At 64.0% G+C, this 15,611-nt stretch carries 13 protein-coding genes and 1 pseudogene; 13 read left to right on the top strand and 1 reads right to left on the bottom strand.

Annotated features, from left to right (window positions below; genetic code table 11):
- Window positions 1-23: 23 nt before the first annotated feature.
- The gene (gene queG, locus LOY26_RS24240; protein ID WP_186652751.1) at window positions 24-1,088 is read right to left on the bottom strand and encodes a tRNA epoxyqueuosine(34) reductase QueG; all 1,065 of its coding nucleotides are present in this window, start codon (window positions 1,086-1,088) and stop codon (window positions 24-26) included.
- A gap of 65 nt (window positions 1,089-1,153) precedes the next feature.
- Between queG and LOY26_RS24235 the strand changes: the two genes are divergently transcribed.
- From LOY26_RS24235 to LOY26_RS27140, 13 genes and pseudogenes are all read left to right on the top strand, one after another.
- Entirely contained in the window at window positions 1,154-2,014 is an 861-nt protein-coding gene (locus LOY26_RS24235) for an NAD(P)H-hydrate dehydratase (RefSeq protein ID WP_186652748.1), read from the top strand.
- Entirely contained in the window at window positions 2,002-2,466 is a 465-nt protein-coding gene (tsaE, locus tag LOY26_RS24230; protein ID WP_033701813.1) for a tRNA (adenosine(37)-N6)-threonylcarbamoyltransferase complex ATPase subunit type 1 TsaE, read from the top strand. Before LOY26_RS24235 ends, tsaE begins: the two co-directional genes overlap by 13 nt.
- 20 nt (window positions 2,467-2,486) lie before the next feature.
- Window positions 2,487-3,920, top strand: coding sequence for an N-acetylmuramoyl-L-alanine amidase (locus LOY26_RS24225; RefSeq protein ID WP_156311294.1), 1,434 nt, complete (start codon window positions 2,487-2,489; stop codon window positions 3,918-3,920).
- Window positions 3,917-5,815, top strand: a complete 1,899-nt coding sequence (gene mutL / locus LOY26_RS24220; RefSeq protein WP_186652746.1) for a DNA mismatch repair endonuclease MutL — start codon at window positions 3,917-3,919, stop codon at window positions 5,813-5,815. Before LOY26_RS24225 ends, mutL begins: the two co-directional genes overlap by 4 nt.
- Before the next feature lies 1 nt (window position 5,816).
- Window positions 5,817-6,788 (top strand): tRNA (adenosine(37)-N6)-dimethylallyltransferase MiaA, encoded by a 972-nt coding sequence (gene miaA, locus LOY26_RS24215; RefSeq protein WP_186652744.1) that lies wholly within the window; start codon window positions 5,817-5,819, stop codon window positions 6,786-6,788.
- Window positions 6,789-6,882: 94 nt separating this feature from the next.
- A complete protein-coding gene (gene hfq, locus LOY26_RS24210; RefSeq protein ID WP_003258160.1) occupies window positions 6,883-7,143 on the top strand; it encodes an RNA chaperone Hfq in 261 nt (86 codons plus the stop codon).
- A gap of 12 nt (window positions 7,144-7,155) precedes the next feature.
- The gene (gene hflX, locus LOY26_RS24205) at window positions 7,156-8,457 is read left to right on the top strand and encodes a ribosome rescue GTPase HflX (RefSeq protein WP_033701809.1); all 1,302 of its coding nucleotides are present in this window, start codon (window positions 7,156-7,158) and stop codon (window positions 8,455-8,457) included.
- Between the two features lie 96 nt (window positions 8,458-8,553).
- Window positions 8,554-9,735, top strand: a complete 1,182-nt coding sequence (gene hflK, locus LOY26_RS24200; protein WP_186652742.1) for an FtsH protease activity modulator HflK — start codon at window positions 8,554-8,556, stop codon at window positions 9,733-9,735.
- Complete coding sequence (gene hflC / locus LOY26_RS24195; protein ID WP_186652739.1) at window positions 9,735-10,604, top strand: protease modulator HflC; 870 nt, start codon at window positions 9,735-9,737, stop codon at window positions 10,602-10,604. The genes hflK and hflC overlap by 1 nt, the downstream gene beginning before the upstream one ends.
- A 301-nt stretch (window positions 10,605-10,905) precedes the next feature.
- Window positions 10,906-12,093 (top strand): ATP phosphoribosyltransferase regulatory subunit, encoded by a 1,188-nt coding sequence (locus LOY26_RS24190; RefSeq protein WP_033701805.1) that lies wholly within the window; start codon window positions 10,906-10,908, stop codon window positions 12,091-12,093.
- A 56-nt stretch (window positions 12,094-12,149) separates the two neighbouring features.
- Complete coding sequence (locus tag LOY26_RS24185) at window positions 12,150-13,442, top strand: adenylosuccinate synthase (RefSeq protein ID WP_008095424.1); 1,293 nt, start codon at window positions 12,150-12,152, stop codon at window positions 13,440-13,442.
- A gap of 515 nt (window positions 13,443-13,957) precedes the next feature.
- A pseudogene (locus tag LOY26_RS27145) lies at window positions 13,958-14,698 on the top strand (HAMP domain-containing protein); the annotation flags it as partial.
- The gene (locus LOY26_RS27140) at window positions 14,672-15,556 is read left to right on the top strand and encodes a methyl-accepting chemotaxis protein (protein ID WP_408980780.1); all 885 of its coding nucleotides are present in this window, start codon (window positions 14,672-14,674) and stop codon (window positions 15,554-15,556) included. The pseudogene LOY26_RS27145 and the gene LOY26_RS27140, both read left to right, overlap by 27 nt.
- Window positions 15,557-15,611: the final 55 nt, after the last annotated feature.

The raw sequence follows: 15,611 nt of genomic DNA, 5'->3' as shown, positions 1-15,611 counted from the left end.
GGGCTTCGCCCGCCTGACCCCACCTACACCTGTCCGTGACGCTCCAGCGCCCACTCGACATGCTCACGCACCAGTGCCGACGGGTCATCCCGTCGGGCCTTCAAGGCCTCCAGCACCGGAATCGTCGAAGGGGCATTGCCCAACCCAACCGCCAGGTTTCGCAGCCAGCGTTCATACCCCGCCCGCCGCAATGGCCCGCCTTCGGTCTTGCGCAAAAAAGTCTTTTCATCCCACAGGAACATCTCGGCCAACTCGGCATTCTCCAGCCCATGCCGGGGTTGGAAGTCACTCTCCTGGGTGGGCCGGGCAAAGCGGTTCCACGGGCAGACGATCTGGCAGTCATCGCAGCCGAACACTCGGTTGCCCATCATCGAACGCAACTCGACGGGAATCGCACCCTTCAGCTCGATGGTCAGGTACGAGATGCAGCGCCTGGCATCCAGTACATAGGGGCCGACAAAGGCTTGGGTCGGGCAGATGTCCAGGCACGCCTGGCACCGCCCGCAGTGCTCGCTGGTATGTGCTTCGTCCACCGGCAGCGGCAGGTCGACGAACAGCTCGGCAAGGAAGAAGTAGCTACCGGCCTTGCGATTGAGCAGCAGGGTGTTCTTGCCGATCCAACCCAGCCCAGCTTGCTCGGCAATCGCCTTTTCCAGCACCGGGGCGCTGTCGACGAACGCCCGGTAACCGAACGGGCCAATGTCTTCCTGGATGCGATCGGCCAGGTGCTGCACGCGTTTGCGCACCAGTTTGTGGTAATCGCGGCCAAGGGCGTAGCGCGATACGTAGGCCTTTTCTGGCTGGGCCAGGCGTTGCGCCATCTGCGTGTCGCCTGGCAAGTAGTCCATGCGCAGCGACACCACCCGTACCGTGCCGGGGATCAACTGGTCAGGGTGGGCACGCTTGCCGTCGTGAGCGGCCAGGTACTCCATTTCGCCCTGGTAGCCAGCATCGAGCCAGCGTTGCAGGTGCTGTTCGTGCTCGCCAAGGTCCACACCGGCGATGCCGACGTGGGCAAAACCGAGTTCTCGGCCCCAATTCTTGATCGATTGGGCCAGTGCGGCGAGGTCAAGTGTGCAAGCGGACATGGATGGGCAAGGCAATACGGGCTCAGGTGCGTATAATTCTGCCAGACATTGGAGCCTTTGACCCCATGCCCCAGACCAAACACCCAGGTAGTGCCCCGCAACTGCTCAGCAGCGTGACCGTCGCGCACCTGCCGGCAAGGCAGGCGCATGCCCATAAAGGTGACTTCGGCCATGTGCTGGTGGTCGGTGGCGACCTCGGTACCGGCGGCGCGGTGCTGCTCAGTGCCGAGGCGGCGCTGCGCTGTGGCGCGGGCCTGGTCAGCGTGGCAACGCGGCCGGAACATGTCGGTGCGAGCCTGGCCCGCCTGCCAGAAACCATGTGCCTGGGCGTGAGTTCGGCCAATCAGTTGATGGGCGTGCTGGAGCGCGCCTCGGTGCTGGTGGTCGGCCCGGGGCTGGGGCAGGGCGCATGGGGCCGCAGCCTGCTGTCGGCAGTGGCCAATGCCGCGCGCCCGCAGGTGTGGGATGCCGATGCGTTGAACTTGCTGGCGCGCACGCCGCTGGCCCTGCCCAGTGGCAGCATCCTGACCCCGCACCCTGGGGAGGCGGCGCGGTTGCTGGGGATTTCCACCGAGGCCGTTCAGGCCGACCGACCGGGCGCTGCTCGCAAGCTCGCCCGCCGCTATGCCAGCGTCTGCGTGCTCAAGGGCGCCGGCACCCTGGTGGCCGACCCTGATGGGCAACTGGCGCGCTGTGACCGTGGCCACCCGGCCATGGCCGGTGCTGGTCTGGGCGACGTCCTCACCGGCGTGCTGGCGGCGTTGCTGGCTCAGGGCATGGCGGCCTGGCCGGCGGCCTGCCTGGGTGTCTGGCTGCATGCCTGTGCGGGCGAGCGCCTGGGCGTCAAGGGTAGAGGCTTGGCAGCCAGCGATCTGGCGCCGGTCATTCGTGAGTTGTTGGAGGAGCATTCTGCGTGTCTGGCTTAACCTTGTTTTTGGCCGATGAAGCGGCCATGGTCGCGTTTGGTGCGCGGCTTGCCGAAGTGACCGGCGGTCACGGCGTGATTTTTCTCGAAGGTGACCTGGGGGCTGGCAAGACCACGCTCTCGCGTGGCCTGATCCGCGGCCTGGGCCATACTGGTGCAGTCAAGAGCCCGACCTTCACCGTGGTCGAGCCTTACGAGATCGGAGACGTGCGCGCTTTCCATTTCGACCTGTATCGCCTGGTCGATCCGGAGGAGTTGGAGTACATGGGCATTCGTGACTACTTCGATGGCGATGCGTTGTGCCTGTTCGAGTGGCCGGAAAAGGGTGCGGGCGTTTTGCCAAAGCCTGACCTGACCATTACCATAAGCCCCCAAGCGCGCGGACGCTCGCTGAACCTTTCGCCGCAGGGGGCTCGCGGCGAGGCCTGGTGCGTGGCACTGGGCAAACACTAAAAACAGAAAGTGGGGTAGGTATGCGCATACGCGCACTGGTCGCCATCGTTGGTCTGCTGCTGACAACGGTGACCGTTGAGGCTCTGGCCGTCACACAAGTCAAGAGCGTGCGCCTGTGGCGCGCGCCGGACAACACGCGGCTGGTCTTCGACCTGTCTGGCCCCGTGCAGCACAGCGTCTTCACCCTCAGCGCACCTGATCGCCTGGTCATCGACATCAATGGCGCGACCCTGGCCGCGCCGTTGAACGTGGCCACGTCCAATACACCGATCAGCAGCGTGCGTTCGGCCCAGCGCACGCCTACCGACCTGCGCGTGGTGGTCGACCTGAAAAAGTCGGTCACACCCAAGAGCTTCACCCTCGCGCCCAATGCCCAGTACGGTAACCGCCTGGTGGTCGACCTGTACGACCAGGAGGCCGATGCCGTCGCCGCCAGCACGCCGACCCCACCGCCTGTGCCAGTACAAACGCCTGCGACCACGCCGGCCGTGCCGGTGAGCCCGGCCCAACCGGCCATCAAGCTGCCACCGGTGCCTAGTGGCAAGCGTGACATCGTGGTCGCCATCGATGCCGGTCACGGCGGTGAAGACCCGGGCGCCTCTGGCTCGCGCGGGCAGCACGAAAAAGACATCGTGCTGCAGATCGCCAAGGAACTGCAGCGCCAGATCAACAGCGAGAAGGGCTTCCGCGCCGAGCTGACCCGTACTGGTGACTATTTCATCCCGTTGCGCAAACGCACCGAAATCGCCCGCAAGAAGGGCGCCGACCTGTTCGTCTCGATCCACGCCGACGCCGCGCCATCCAGGGCCGCTTTCGGTGCGTCGGTATTTGCCTTGTCCGACCGTGGCGCCACGTCCGAGACCGCGCGCTGGCTGGCCGACACGGAAAACCGCTCCGACCTGATCGGCGGTGCTGGCAACGTCAGCCTCGACGACAAGGACCGCATGCTGGCTGGCGTGTTGCTCGACCTGTCGATGACCGCCACCCTCAGCTCCAGCCTCAATGTCGGGCAGAAGGTGCTGGGCAACATGGGCCGCGTCACTTCCCTGCACAAGCAGCGGGTGGAACAGGCGGGCTTCATGGTGTTGAAGTCGCCAGATATTCCGTCGATCCTCGTTGAAACAGGGTTTATCTCCAACGCTAACGAGGCGGCCAAACTGGCGACCCGCAGCCACCAGCAGGCCCTGGCGCGCTCGATCCACACCGGCGTGCGGCAGTTCTTCCAGCAGAACCCGCCGCCCGGCACCTACATTGCCTGGCTGCGTGACACCGGCAAGATCGCTGCCGGCCCACGTGAGCACACCGTGCGCCCTGGCGAAACCCTGGCCATGCTTGCGGTTCGCTATCAGGTCAGTGTGGCCAGCTTGCGCAGCACCAACAGCCTCAAGACCGATGAGCTGAAGGTCGGCCAGCGTCTCGATGTGCCAGCCACCACCCTGGCTTCGCAGCAATGAATGGTGGTTCGCGCATCCAGCTGCTAAGCCCGCGGCTGGCTAACCAGATTGCCGCCGGTGAGGTGGTCGAGCGCCCGGCTTCGGTGGCCAAGGAGCTGCTGGAGAACAGCCTCGACTCCGGTGCCCGGCGCATCGATGTCGAAGTCGAGCAGGGTGGGGTCAAGTTGCTGCGCGTGCGCGACGATGGCGGCGGAATCTCCGCCGACGACCTGCCGTTGGCCCTGGCCCGTCACGCCACCAGCAAGATCCGTGAGCTGGAAGACCTCGAAGGCGTGCTGAGCCTCGGTTTCAGGGGGGAGGCCCTGGCCTCGATCAGCTCGGTGGCGCGCTTGACCCTGACGTCACGCACGGCCAGTGCCGGCGAGGCCTGGCAGGTCGAGACCGAAGGCCGCGACATGACCCCGCGCGTGCAGCCTGCCGCGCACCCGGTCGGTACATCGGTCGAGGTGCGCGACCTGTTCTTCAACACCCCGGCGCGGCGCAAGTTCCTCAAGGCCGAGAAGACCGAATTCGACCACCTGCAGGAAGTCATCCGTCGCCTGGCCCTGGCCCGCTTCGATGTCGGCTTCCACCTGCGCCACAACGGCAAGAGCATCCTCAGCCTGCACGAGGCCCATGATGAAACCGCGCGTGCGCGGCGGGTCGGCGCCATTTGCGGGCCTGGCTTCATGGAGCAGGCGCTGCCCATCGATGTCGAGCGCAACGGCCTACGCCTGTGGGGCTGGGTAGGGCTGCCGACCTTCTCGCGTAGCCAGGCCGACCTGCAGTACTTCTTCGTCAACGGCCGGGCGGTGCGCGACAAGCTGGTGGCCCACGCTGTACGCCAGGCGTACCGGGACGTGCTGTTCAACGGTCGGCACCCGACCTTCGTGCTGTTCCTGGAGCTTGAGCCAAACGGCGTCGACGTCAACGTGCACCCGACCAAGCACGAAGTGCGCTTTCGCGAAGGGCGTTCGGTGCACGACTTCCTTTACGGTACCTTGCACCGTGCCCTGGCCGACGTGCGGCCGGAAGACCAGTTGGCCGCGCCCGCCGCCGTTGCCGAAATCGTTCGCCCCAGTGGCCAACAGGCCGGTGAATTCGGGCCTCAGGGTGAGATGCGCCTGGCCTCGCCGGTGCTCGAACAGCCTCGGGCACCTCAGTTTTCGATTTCCAATGGTGGCAGTGGCGCGGGCTATCAGTCCCAGTACAGCCCGCGTCCGTCCCAGCCGTTGCCGGCAGCCGAGTCGCAAGCCGTCTATCGCGAGTTCTACAAGCCGCTGGCCGACGGCGCCGAGACGCCGTCGTCGCTGCCCGAAAGCCAGGGTGATATTCCACCGCTGGGCTACGCCCTGGCCCAGCTCAAGGGCATCTATATTCTGGCCGAGAACGCCGTGGGCCTGGTGCTGGTGGACATGCACGCTGCGCATGAGCGGATCATGTACGAGCGGCTCAAGGTGGCCATGGCCAGCGAAGGCTTGAGCGGTCAGCCACTGCTGGTGCCCGAATCGCTGGCGATGAGCCAGCGCGAAGCTGACTGCGCCGAGGAACATGCCCAGTGGTTCCAGCGTCTGGGCTTCGAGCTGCAGCGCCTGGGCCCCGAGACGTTGGCGATCCGGCAGATCCCGGCGTTGCTCAAGCAGGCCGAGGCCAACCGCCTGGTACAGGATGTGCTCGCCGACCTGATGGAATACGGCACCAGTGACCGCATTCAGGCGCACCTCAACGAATTGCTCGGCACCATGGCCTGCCACGGCGCCGTGCGCGCCAACCGGCGCCTGGCCATCCCCGAGATGAACGCACTGCTGCGCGACATGGAAAGCACCGAGCGCAGCGGCCAGTGCAATCATGGCCGCCCGACCTGGACCCAAATGGGCCTGGACGATCTGGACAAACTTTTCCTGCGCGGTCGATGACATGAGCGGCAAGCCCCCAGCAATATTCCTCATGGGCCCGACGGCGGCCGGCAAGACCGACCTGGCCATCGAGCTGACCAAGGCCCTGCCCTGCGAGCTGATCAGTGTCGATTCGGCGCTGGTCTACCGCGGGATGGACATCGGTACCGCCAAGCCTTCCAAAGAGCTGCTGGCGGCTCACCCACACCGTTTGATCGACATTCTCGACCCGGCCGAAAGCTACTCCGCCGCACATTTTTGCACCGATGCCTTGCAGGCCATGGCCGAAATCACTGCGCGCGGCAAGATCCCGCTGCTGGTCGGCGGTACCATGCTGTATTACAAAGCCTTGATCGATGGCCTGGCGGACATGCCGCCGGCCGACGCCAGCGTGCGTGCCGAGCTGGAAGCCCAGGCGCTTGAACTGGGCCTGGCCGAATTGCACCGTCAGCTGGCCGAAGTGGACCCGGAATCGGCGGCGCGCATCCATCCGAATGACCCGCAGCGGCTGATACGTGCGCTTGAGGTTTACCGGGTGAGTGGCGAGAGCATGACAGCTCATCGCCAGCGTCAATACGCGGAAAGTCGCGGCGCAGACGCAGGCGCTGACGGACATTTGCCCTATACTGTCGCGAGTTTGGCGATTGCTCCTACAGATCGTCACATTTTGCATCAGCGAATTGCGTTACGATTTTCGCAGATGCTGGAACAGGGCTTCATCGACGAGGTCCGATCGCTGCGAGCCAGAAGTGACTTGCACGCCGGGTTGCCGTCTATACGGGCAGTGGGGTACAGGCAGGCCTGGGACTACCTGGATGGCAGGCTAAGTGAGAATGAGATGCGAGAGCGCGGTATCATTGCCACTCGCCAGCTGGCCAAGCGACAGTTCACCTGGTTGCGCGGTTGGTCCGACGTCCACTGGCTCGACAGCCTGGCCTGCGACAATCTGTCCCGCACCTTGAAATACCTGGGAAGCGTCTCCATATTGAGCTGAGTCCCTGCTAATTGCCGTCTATTCTTGCGAAGGGGCGGCCTAATTTATCGATTTTCTTGATTTTCTATTATTTATCCTTACAGGAGTGCGGCATATGTCAAAAGGGCATTCGCTACAAGACCCTTACTTGAACACTTTGAGAAAAGAAAAGGTTCCGGTTTCCATCTACCTGGTCAACGGGATCAAGCTGCAGGGCTCGATCGAATCGTTTGACCAGTTCGTTGTGCTGCTGAAGAACACCGTCAGCCAGATGGTGTACAAGCACGCCATTTCGACTGTGGTGCCTGCGCGTCCGGTTCGCCTGCCAAGCCCGTCCGATTCCGAACACGGTGACAGCGAGCCAGGCAACGCCTGATAGGAGCCTGCATTGTTCTTTGAGCGCCACGGTGGTGGTGAGCGGGCGCTGCTCGTTCACTTGGAAGGACAGAACCCTGAGGCGCGCGAAGACCCGCAGGAGTTTCAGGAGTTGGCTTTGTCGGCCGGGGCGGACATCGTCTCGCTGGTGACCGTGTCACGGCATCAGCCTACGGCCAAATACCTGATTGGCAGCGGCAAGGTCGAAGAATTACGCGACCGGGTCAAAGCCGATGAGGTCGACCTGGTGATTTTCAATCACACCCTTACGCCCAGCCAGGAGCGCAACCTCGAACGTGTCTTCGAGTGTCGCGTGCTTGATCGCACCGGGCTGATTCTCGATATCTTCGCCCAGCGGGCGCGTACCCATGAAGGCAAGCTGCAGGTCGAACTGGCCCAGCTCGAGCACATGAGCACGCGGCTGGTACGCGGCTGGACGCACCTTGAGCGGCAAAAAGGCGGTATCGGCCTGCGCGGTCCGGGTGAAACCCAGCTGGAAACCGACCGCCGCCTGCTGCGGGTGCGTCTGCGACAGATCAAGGCACGCCTTGAAAAAGTGCGTAGCCAGCGCGAACAGGCCCGTCGCGGCCGACGCCGCGCCGAGCTGCCGTCGGTCTCCCTGGTGGGTTATACCAACGCCGGCAAGTCCACCCTGTTCAACGCCCTGACTCAATCCGACGTCTACGCCGCCGACCAGCTCTTCGCCACCCTCGACCCGACCTTGCGCCGGCTCGAGCTGGATGACCTTGGGCCAATCGTGCTGGCCGACACTGTCGGCTTCATTCGCCACCTGCCGCACAAGCTGGTCGAGGCTTTTCGGGCTACGCTCGAAGAGTCGAGCAACTCCGACCTGCTGCTGCATGTGATCGATGCGCATGAGCCCGACCGCATGGAGCAGATCGAACAGGTTCTGGCGGTATTGGGCGAGATCGGCGCCGAAGGCTTGCCGATCCTCGAGGTGTATAACAAACTCGACCTGCTTGAAGATGTCGAGCCGCAGATCCAGCGCGATGCCGATGGCAAGCCGGAGCGGGTCTGGGTGTCGGCACGAGACGGGCGTGGCCTGGAGCTGGTTGGCCAGGCGATTGCCGAGTTGCTGGGGGATGATCTGTTTGTCGGCACCTTGTGCCTGGAGCAGCGTTTTGCCCGCTTGCGCGCGCAATTCTTTGCCTTGGGGGCGGTGCAGAGTGAAGAGCATGATGAAGAAGGGCGCAGCCTGCTGAGCGTGCGACTGCCCAGGGTCGAGTTGAATCGCCTGGTCAGCCGCGAAGGCATGGAGCCGCAAGTGTTTGTCGAGCAACACACTTTGCAATAAATGCTCGTCGAGGTCGCCGGGCAGCAGTGACAGGCATTCTGTAGCATTGGACGGCGCGCCGTGGGCGCGTCTTTGCTTTATCAGATGGAGAGCGCTATGGCTTGGAACGAGCCGGGTGGCAACTCGAACAATCAGGATCCCTGGGGCGGCCGCCGTGGTGGCGGTGGCGGCGGTGGTGACAAGAAAGGTCCGCCGGATCTGGACGAGGCCTTCCGCAAACTGCAGGACAGCCTGAACGGCATGTTCGGCAGCGGCAAGAAACGTGGCGGCGGTGACCGCAATGTCGGCAAGGGTGGCGGCTACGGCCTGCTGGGCATTGGCCTGGCGGTGCTGGCGGCTATCTGGCTGTACAGTGCCGTGTACGTGGTGGACGAGCAGGAGCAGGCCGTTGTGCTGCGCTTCGGCAAGTACTACGAGACGGTAGGTCCCGGCCTGAACATCTACTTCCCGCCGATCGATCGCAAGTACCTGGAAAACGTCACGCGTGAGCGTGCCTACACCAAGCAGGGGCAAATGCTGACCGAAGACGAGAACATCGTCGAGGTGCCGCTGACCGTCCAGTACAAGATCACCAACCTGCAGGACTTCGTGCTCAACGTCGACCAGCCAGAGGTGAGCCTGCAGCATGCGACCGACAGTGCCCTGCGCCACGTGGTGGGTTCCACCTCGATGGACCAGGTGCTGACCGAAGGCCGTGAGCAGATGGCCGTGGACATCCGCGAGCGCCTGCAGCGCTTCCTCGACAACTACCGCACCGGTATCACCGTCACCCAGGTCAACGTACAGAGCGCGGCAGCCCCGCGCGAAGTGCAGGAAGCCTTCGACGACGTGATCCGCGCCCGCGAAGATGAGCAGCGTGCCCGCAACCAGGCCGAGTCCTACGCCAATGGCGTGGTGCCGGAAGCCCGTGGTCAGGCCCAGCGCATCATCGAGGATGCCAACGGTTACCGCGACGAAGTGATTGCCCGCGCCAAGGGTGAGGCCGACCGCTTCACCAAGCTGGTTACCGAGTACCACAAGGCACCTGACGTGACCCGTCAGCGTCTGTACCTCGAAACCATGCAAGAGGTCTACAGCAATTCGAGCAAGGTCATGGTGGCAACCAAGGACGGGCAGAACAACCTGCTCTACCTGCCGCTGGACAAGATGGTCGAAGGCAGCCGCAACACGTCCGCACCGACCAGCAGCGTGCCTGCGTCGGTCAACGATGCGGCCGCGCGTGCGGCGCAGGACCTGCAACAGCAACAACAGCCGCTGCGCACTAGGGAGAGCCGCTGATGAGCAATAGATCGCTGATCGCCCTGATCGCCGCTGTGGTGCTGGCCGTCGTGGCCTGGAACTGCTTCTACATCGTGTCGCAGACCGAACGCGCCGTGCTGCTGCAATTCGGCCGTGTGGTCCAGGCGGATGTCCAGCCAGGCCTGCATGTGAAGATTCCTTATGTGAACCAGGTGCGCAAGTTCGACGCCCGTCTGATGACCCTTGATGCTCCGACCCAGCGGTTCCTGACCCTGGAGAAGAAAGCGGTCATGGTCGACGCCTACGCCAAGTGGCGCGTCAAGGATGCCGAGCGCTTCTACACCGCCACGTCCGGCCTCAAGCAGATCGCCGACGAGCGTCTGTCGCGTCGTCTGGAAAGCGGCCTGCGTGACCAGTTCGGTAAACGTACCCTGCACGAAGTGGTCTCCGGTGAGCGTGACGCGTTGATGGCTGACATCACCGCTTCGCTGAACCGCATGGCCAACAAGGAGCTGGGTATCGAGGTGGTCGACGTTCGCGTCAAGGCCATCGACCTGCCGAAGGAAGTCAACCGCAGCGTGTTCGACCGTATGAGCACCGAGCGTGAACGTGAGGCTCGCGAGCATCGCGCCAAAGGTAACGAGCTGGCCGAGGGTATCCGTGCGGATGCCGACCGTCAGCGCCGTGTACTGCTGGCCGAAGCCTACCGTGAAGCTGAAGAAACCCGCGGTGACGGTGACGCTCAGGCGGCCGCCATCTACGCCAAGGCCTACAGCCAGGACGCTGATTTCTATGCGTTCCACCGTAGCCTGCAGGCGTACCGCGAAAGCTTCTCCAGCAAGAGCGACGTGCTGGTCCTGGACCCGAAGAACGAGTTCTTCCGCTACCTGGACAAGAGCAAGCCTTGATGCTCTGAGCCCGTTTTCATTGGGGTAACGCCCCGCCTGGCAGCTAAAACACCAGGCGGGGTGCATCCTGAATGAAAAGGGGTGTATGATGAGGCAGCCGGGAAATTTCCCGGCTTTTTTGCGTCTGCAAGGTTGATTGGCACACGGCCAGTTGACGGTTTGGTCAGGTCGCAAGGCAATTCGAGGGTATTGGGTACGGTGGCTGCGCTGGGATCAGTGCTGCCCGCTGCTGTGCGCCGATACCTGCTTTACTGACGGCTCGCCACAGGCAGGCCGCCCGGACCAGAGGGGAAATGGCGTAATGGCAACGGTAGACCGCTGGCTGCTGCCAGATGGCATCGAGGAAGTACTGCCACCTGAGGCTGCGCGCATCGAGATCGCGCGTCGCCAGGTGTTGGACCTGTTCCAGAGTTGGGGCTACGAACTGGTTGTCACCCCGCATATCGAGTACCTGGAGTCGCTGCTTACCGGCGCCGGCCAGGACCTGGATCAGCGCACCTTCAAGGTGGTCGACCCGCAGTCCGGACGCCTGATGGGCTTCCGTGCCGACTTCACCCCGCAGGTGGCGCGTATCGACGCCCACACCCTGCGCCGTGAAGGCCCGAGCCGCCTGTGCTATGCCGGCAGCGTGCTGCACGCCCAGCCGCGTGCACTGTCGACCTCGCGCAGCCCGATCCAGCTGGGTGCCGAGCTGTACGGCGATGCCAGCCCCACCAGCGATGTCGAAGTCATCAGCCTGATGCTCGCCACGCTGCAACTGACTGACGTCGCGGATGTGCACATGGACCTTGGCCATGTCGGCATCTACCGCGGCCTGGCGCGTGCCGCCGGGCTGTCGGGTGCGGTCGAGCAGCAGCTGTTCGATGCGCTGCAGCGCAAGTCGGTCGATGAAGTGCAGGCACTGACTGCCGACCTGCCCAAAGACCTGGGCAACATGCTGCGTGCCCTGGTCGAGCTGTGCGGTGGCCGTGAAGTGCTGGCCGAAGCCCGCGTGCGCCTGGGCCGTGCCCCGGCCAGCGTGCTGGCGGCGCTGGACGACCTGCTGGCGATCGCCGATCGCCTGGCGTCGCGCTACCCGGACCTGCCGTTGTACTTCGACTTGGGCGAGCTGCGTGGCTACAACTACCACACCGGCGTGGTGTTCGCTGTGTTCGTGCCGGGCGAAGGTCAATCGATCGCTCAGGGCGGTCGCTATGACGACATCGGCGCCGATTTTGGCCGGGCACGCCCGGCCACCGGATTCTCCACGGATTTGAAGACCCTGGTCACACTGGGGCGAGCGGAGGTCGTATTGCCAACTGGCGGCATCTGGATGCCTGACAGTGGCGACGCGGCCCTCTGGCAGCAGGTCTGCCAGTTGCGCAACGAGGGCCAGCGTGTGGTCCAGGCTTTGCCTGGCCAGCCGTTGAGTGCTGCTCTCGAGGCGGATTGTGATCGGCAATTGATTCAGCAAGACGGGCGCTGGCAGGTTCTGCCGCTGACCCAGTGAGTTTCTGCGTCGGCAGTAGGCCGGCAACCAAGTTTGCGTGAATGAGGACCAATGTAATGGGTAAGAATGTCGTCGTCCTGGGCACCCAGTGGGGTGATGAGGGCAAAGGCAAGATCGTCGATCTGCTGACCGAACATGCTGCCGCCGTAGTGCGCTACCAGGGTGGCCACAACGCGGGCCACACCCTGGTGATCAACGGTGAAAAAACCGTTTTGCACCTGATTCCGTCCGGCATCCTGCGTGAAGGCGTTCAGTGCCTGATCGGCAACGGCGTGGTCGTTGCTCCAGATGCCCTGATGCGTGAAATCACCAAGCTGGAAGAGAAGGGCGTACCGGTGCGTGAGCGCCTGCGCATCAGCCCGGCTGCGCCGCTGATCCTGTCGTACCACGTGGCCCTGGACCAGGCCCGCGAGAAAGCCCGTGGCGAAGCCAAGATCGGCACCACCGGCCGTGGTATCGGCCCAGCGTACGAAGACAAGGTCGCACGCCGTGGCCTGCGCGTCGGTGACCTGTTCCACCGTGAGCGTTTCGCCGCCAAGCTCGGTGAGCTGCTGGATTACCACAACTTCCAGCTTGTGAACTATTACAAAGAGCCGGCCATCGACTTCCAGCAGACCCTGGACGAGTGCATGGCCTACGCCGAGCAGCTCAAGCCGATGATGCTCGACGTCACCGCCGAACTGCACAACCTGCGCCGCGCCGGCAAGGACATCATGTTCGAAGGCGCCCAGGGCTCGCTGCTGGACATCGACCACGGTACCTACCCGTACGTCACCAGCTCCAACACCACCGCTGGCGGTATCTCGACCGGCTCCGGCGTTGGCCCGATGTACCTGGACTACATCCTCGGTATCACCAAGGCCTACACCACCCGTGTCGGTTCCGGCCCGTTCCCGACTGAATTGTTCGACGAGACTGGCGCTACCCTGGCCAAGCGTGGTCATGAGTTCGGTTCGACCACCGGCCGTGCCCGTCGCTGCGGCTGGTTCGATGCCGTCATCCTGCGTCGCGCCATCGACGTCAACAGCATCTCGGGCATCTGCCTGACCAAGCTGGACGTACTGGACGGCCTGGAAACCATCAACATCTGCGTTGGCTACAAGAACGAGAACGGTGCTGTCATCGACGCGCCTTCCGATGCCGACAGCTACATCGGCCTGGAGCCGGTGTACGAAGAGATGCCAGGCTGGAGCGAGTCGACCCTGGGTGCCAAGACCCTGGAAGAGTTGCCAGAAGCTGCTCGCGCTTACATCAAGCGTATCGAGGAGCTGACCGGCGCGCCGATCGACATCATCTCCACCGGCCCGGACCGCAACGAGACCATCGTGCTGCGTCATCCGTTCGCCTGATCCGCTTTCCAGGCTGATCTGACGCCGCGACCCCGCAAGGGATCGCGGCGTTTTTGTTTGTAGGCCTGGGCTGCTAGACCTTGGCGCATATCCCTGCTGTTCCCGGCATAACCCTTGCTGTAAGAAGTTTCTGTAGATGCCATCAAAATAGTGGCGCCAGTAAACACGAGGGTTACACCGTGTCTGCCATCCTCTCACTGTTACGAAGCCGCCTTTTGCGGCCTGTGTTTGTTGCCCTTGGTATCGCCCTTTTGGTGCAGGTACTGGTGGCCGTTGCGCTGACCCGAAGCACCGTCACCGCCCTGGAGGCTGACCTTGGCGAGCGCCTGGGCACCGACAGCCGCAAGCTTGCCAGCGAGCTGGAGCAGGCCGGGCAGGAGGTGCGCTCGGGCCTCGACAGCCTCTCCAGCAGCACGCGTCAGCGCCTGAGCGCGGGGTTGTCCACGCGCCTGCAGAACGAACAGCAGCAACTGCGCACGACCCTGGAAAAGAACCTCAAGGATTCCGCCAACGACATGGCCGAGCTGCTGGCCTCGGTGGCGCCGCGGGCGATCTGGGACAACGACGTGCCGGTGCTCTCCGATTTCGCCCGGCGTGCCCAGCGCAACCCCAATGTGCTGTTCGTGGTCTACGACGACGCCCAGGGCCAGCACCTGACCCGCTACCTCAACCGGCAAAACCCGATCAACCAGGCGTTGATGGAGAAGGGGCAGGGCGAGCGGGCGCTGGACAAGGTCATCGAGGCGGCGCGCCGCGACCCGGCGGTGTATTTCGTCGAGGCGTCGATCAACCCGAATGGCGCGGAAATTGGCAAGGTGCTGATGGGTGTTTCCACTGCCGGCGTCGATCAGGAACTGGCGGCCCTTGACCAGCGTTTTGCTGCCTTGATCGCCAGTGGTGAGCAACTGGTGGGTGATAGCCTCAATGGCGCCGCCGCCGACAGTGGCAAGGCCCTGCGTGAACGCCTGGAAACGGCGCAGGGCAGTGCCACCGCCATGCAGGCCAATACCGCGCAGACCGTGCGCGAAGCCGCTGCCGAACTGCGTTGGCGCATTGGCCTGGGCTTGGTACTGGTGGGCCTTGGTGTGTTGCTGGTGGTGGCGGTGGTGCTGGGTCGCCGCGTGCTCAGCAAGCTGCGCCTGTTGATCGATGCCCTGAACGATCTGGCCGCTGGCGAAGGCGACCTGACCAAGCGCGTCAGCCTCGATAGCCGCGACGAGATCGGCGACATGGCTTCGGCGGTCAACCGCTTCGTCGACAAGCTGCAGCCCATTGTGCGTGAAGCCGGCGAGGTGGCGCAGCGTACCGGCGTCGAGATTGGTGCCATGGCTCAGCGCAATGCCGGCGCCGATGCCGCTGCTGCGCTGCAACGGGATGAAGTGGCTGCCAGCCTGCGTGATCTGTCGAGCATGGCCGATGAGGCGCAGGCCGAGAGCCACGCCATGCAGTCGGCCTTGCAGCAAGTAGTGGACATCCGCCAGGCGACGGATGAGAACAGCCGCACCTCGACCCAGCTCGCCGGTTTGATCGAGAGCTTGGCAGGGCAGGTGGAGACCGGCTCCCATGTGATCGAACGGCTGGCCAAGCAGAGTGAGCAGATCGAGGTGGTACTGACGGTGATCCACGGCATTGCCGAACAGACCAATCTGCTGGCGCTGAACGCGGCCATTGAAGCAGCGCGGGCCGGGGAGACCGGGCGTGGGTTTGCCGTGGTGGCCGATGAGGTGCGTGCGCTGGCCAGCAAGACGCAAAGCTCGACGGGGGATATCCAGGCGCATATTGCCGCGCTGCAAAAAGGCGCCAAGGAGGCGGTGGCAACCATCGGCCAGGCGGGGCTCAAGGCCAGTGAAGGGTTGTTGGTGCTGCGCGAGAACGAGCGCCGCCAGCAGTCGGTGCAGGTGGCGGTGGAGCAGGTGCATGCGGCGATCGGGCTGGCGACCCGCGCGGCAGAGCAGCAGGCGCATGGGGCGCAGGCGGTGCGCGGGCGGGTGGAGACCATCCATGCCCAGGCTGAACGTTCGGCTGAGGTGGTGATGCAGACTACGGCCAGCAGCAAGGTGCTGGATGACCTGGCGGCGCAGTTACGGGCTAGCCTGGGGCAGTTCAGGGCTTGAGATGAGTGGGGGGGGTTGTGTTCGCCGGGCGTCTTTCTGCGCCTATCAGATCGAG

Origin of the sequence: Pseudomonas sp. B21-047 (genome assembly GCF_024748775.1) — a bacterium.
Lineage (GTDB): Bacteria > Pseudomonadota > Gammaproteobacteria > Pseudomonadales > Pseudomonadaceae > Aquipseudomonas > Aquipseudomonas capeferrum.
Note: the sequence above shows the minus strand (reverse complement) of the source record. Positions and strands in the feature narration are given on the sequence as shown.

Bases quoted from the DNA above. Each gene is read 5' to 3' on its own strand.
- queG (WP_186652751.1), bottom strand. From the start codon at position 1,088: ATGTCCGCTTGCACACTTGACCTCGCCGCACTGGCCCAATCGATCAAG.
- LOY26_RS24235 (WP_186652748.1), top strand. From the start codon at position 1,154: ATGCCCCAGACCAAACACCCAGGTAGTGCCCCGCAACTGCTCAGCAGC.
- LOY26_RS24225 (WP_156311294.1), top strand. From the start codon at position 2,487: ATGCGCATACGCGCACTGGTCGCCATCGTTGGTCTGCTGCTGACAACG.
- mutL (WP_186652746.1), top strand. From the start codon at position 3,917: ATGAATGGTGGTTCGCGCATCCAGCTGCTAAGCCCGCGGCTGGCTAAC.
- miaA (WP_186652744.1), top strand. From the start codon at position 5,817: ATGAGCGGCAAGCCCCCAGCAATATTCCTCATGGGCCCGACGGCGGCC.
- hfq (WP_003258160.1), top strand. From the start codon at position 6,883: ATGTCAAAAGGGCATTCGCTACAAGACCCTTACTTGAACACTTTGAGA.
- hflK (WP_186652742.1), top strand. From the start codon at position 8,554: ATGGCTTGGAACGAGCCGGGTGGCAACTCGAACAATCAGGATCCCTGG.
- hflC (WP_186652739.1), top strand. From the start codon at position 9,735: ATGAGCAATAGATCGCTGATCGCCCTGATCGCCGCTGTGGTGCTGGCC.
- LOY26_RS24190 (WP_033701805.1), top strand. From the start codon at position 10,906: ATGGCAACGGTAGACCGCTGGCTGCTGCCAGATGGCATCGAGGAAGTA.
- LOY26_RS24185 (WP_008095424.1), top strand. From the start codon at position 12,150: ATGGGTAAGAATGTCGTCGTCCTGGGCACCCAGTGGGGTGATGAGGGC.
- LOY26_RS27140 (WP_408980780.1), top strand. From the start codon at position 14,672: ATGGCTTCGGCGGTCAACCGCTTCGTCGACAAGCTGCAGCCCATTGTG.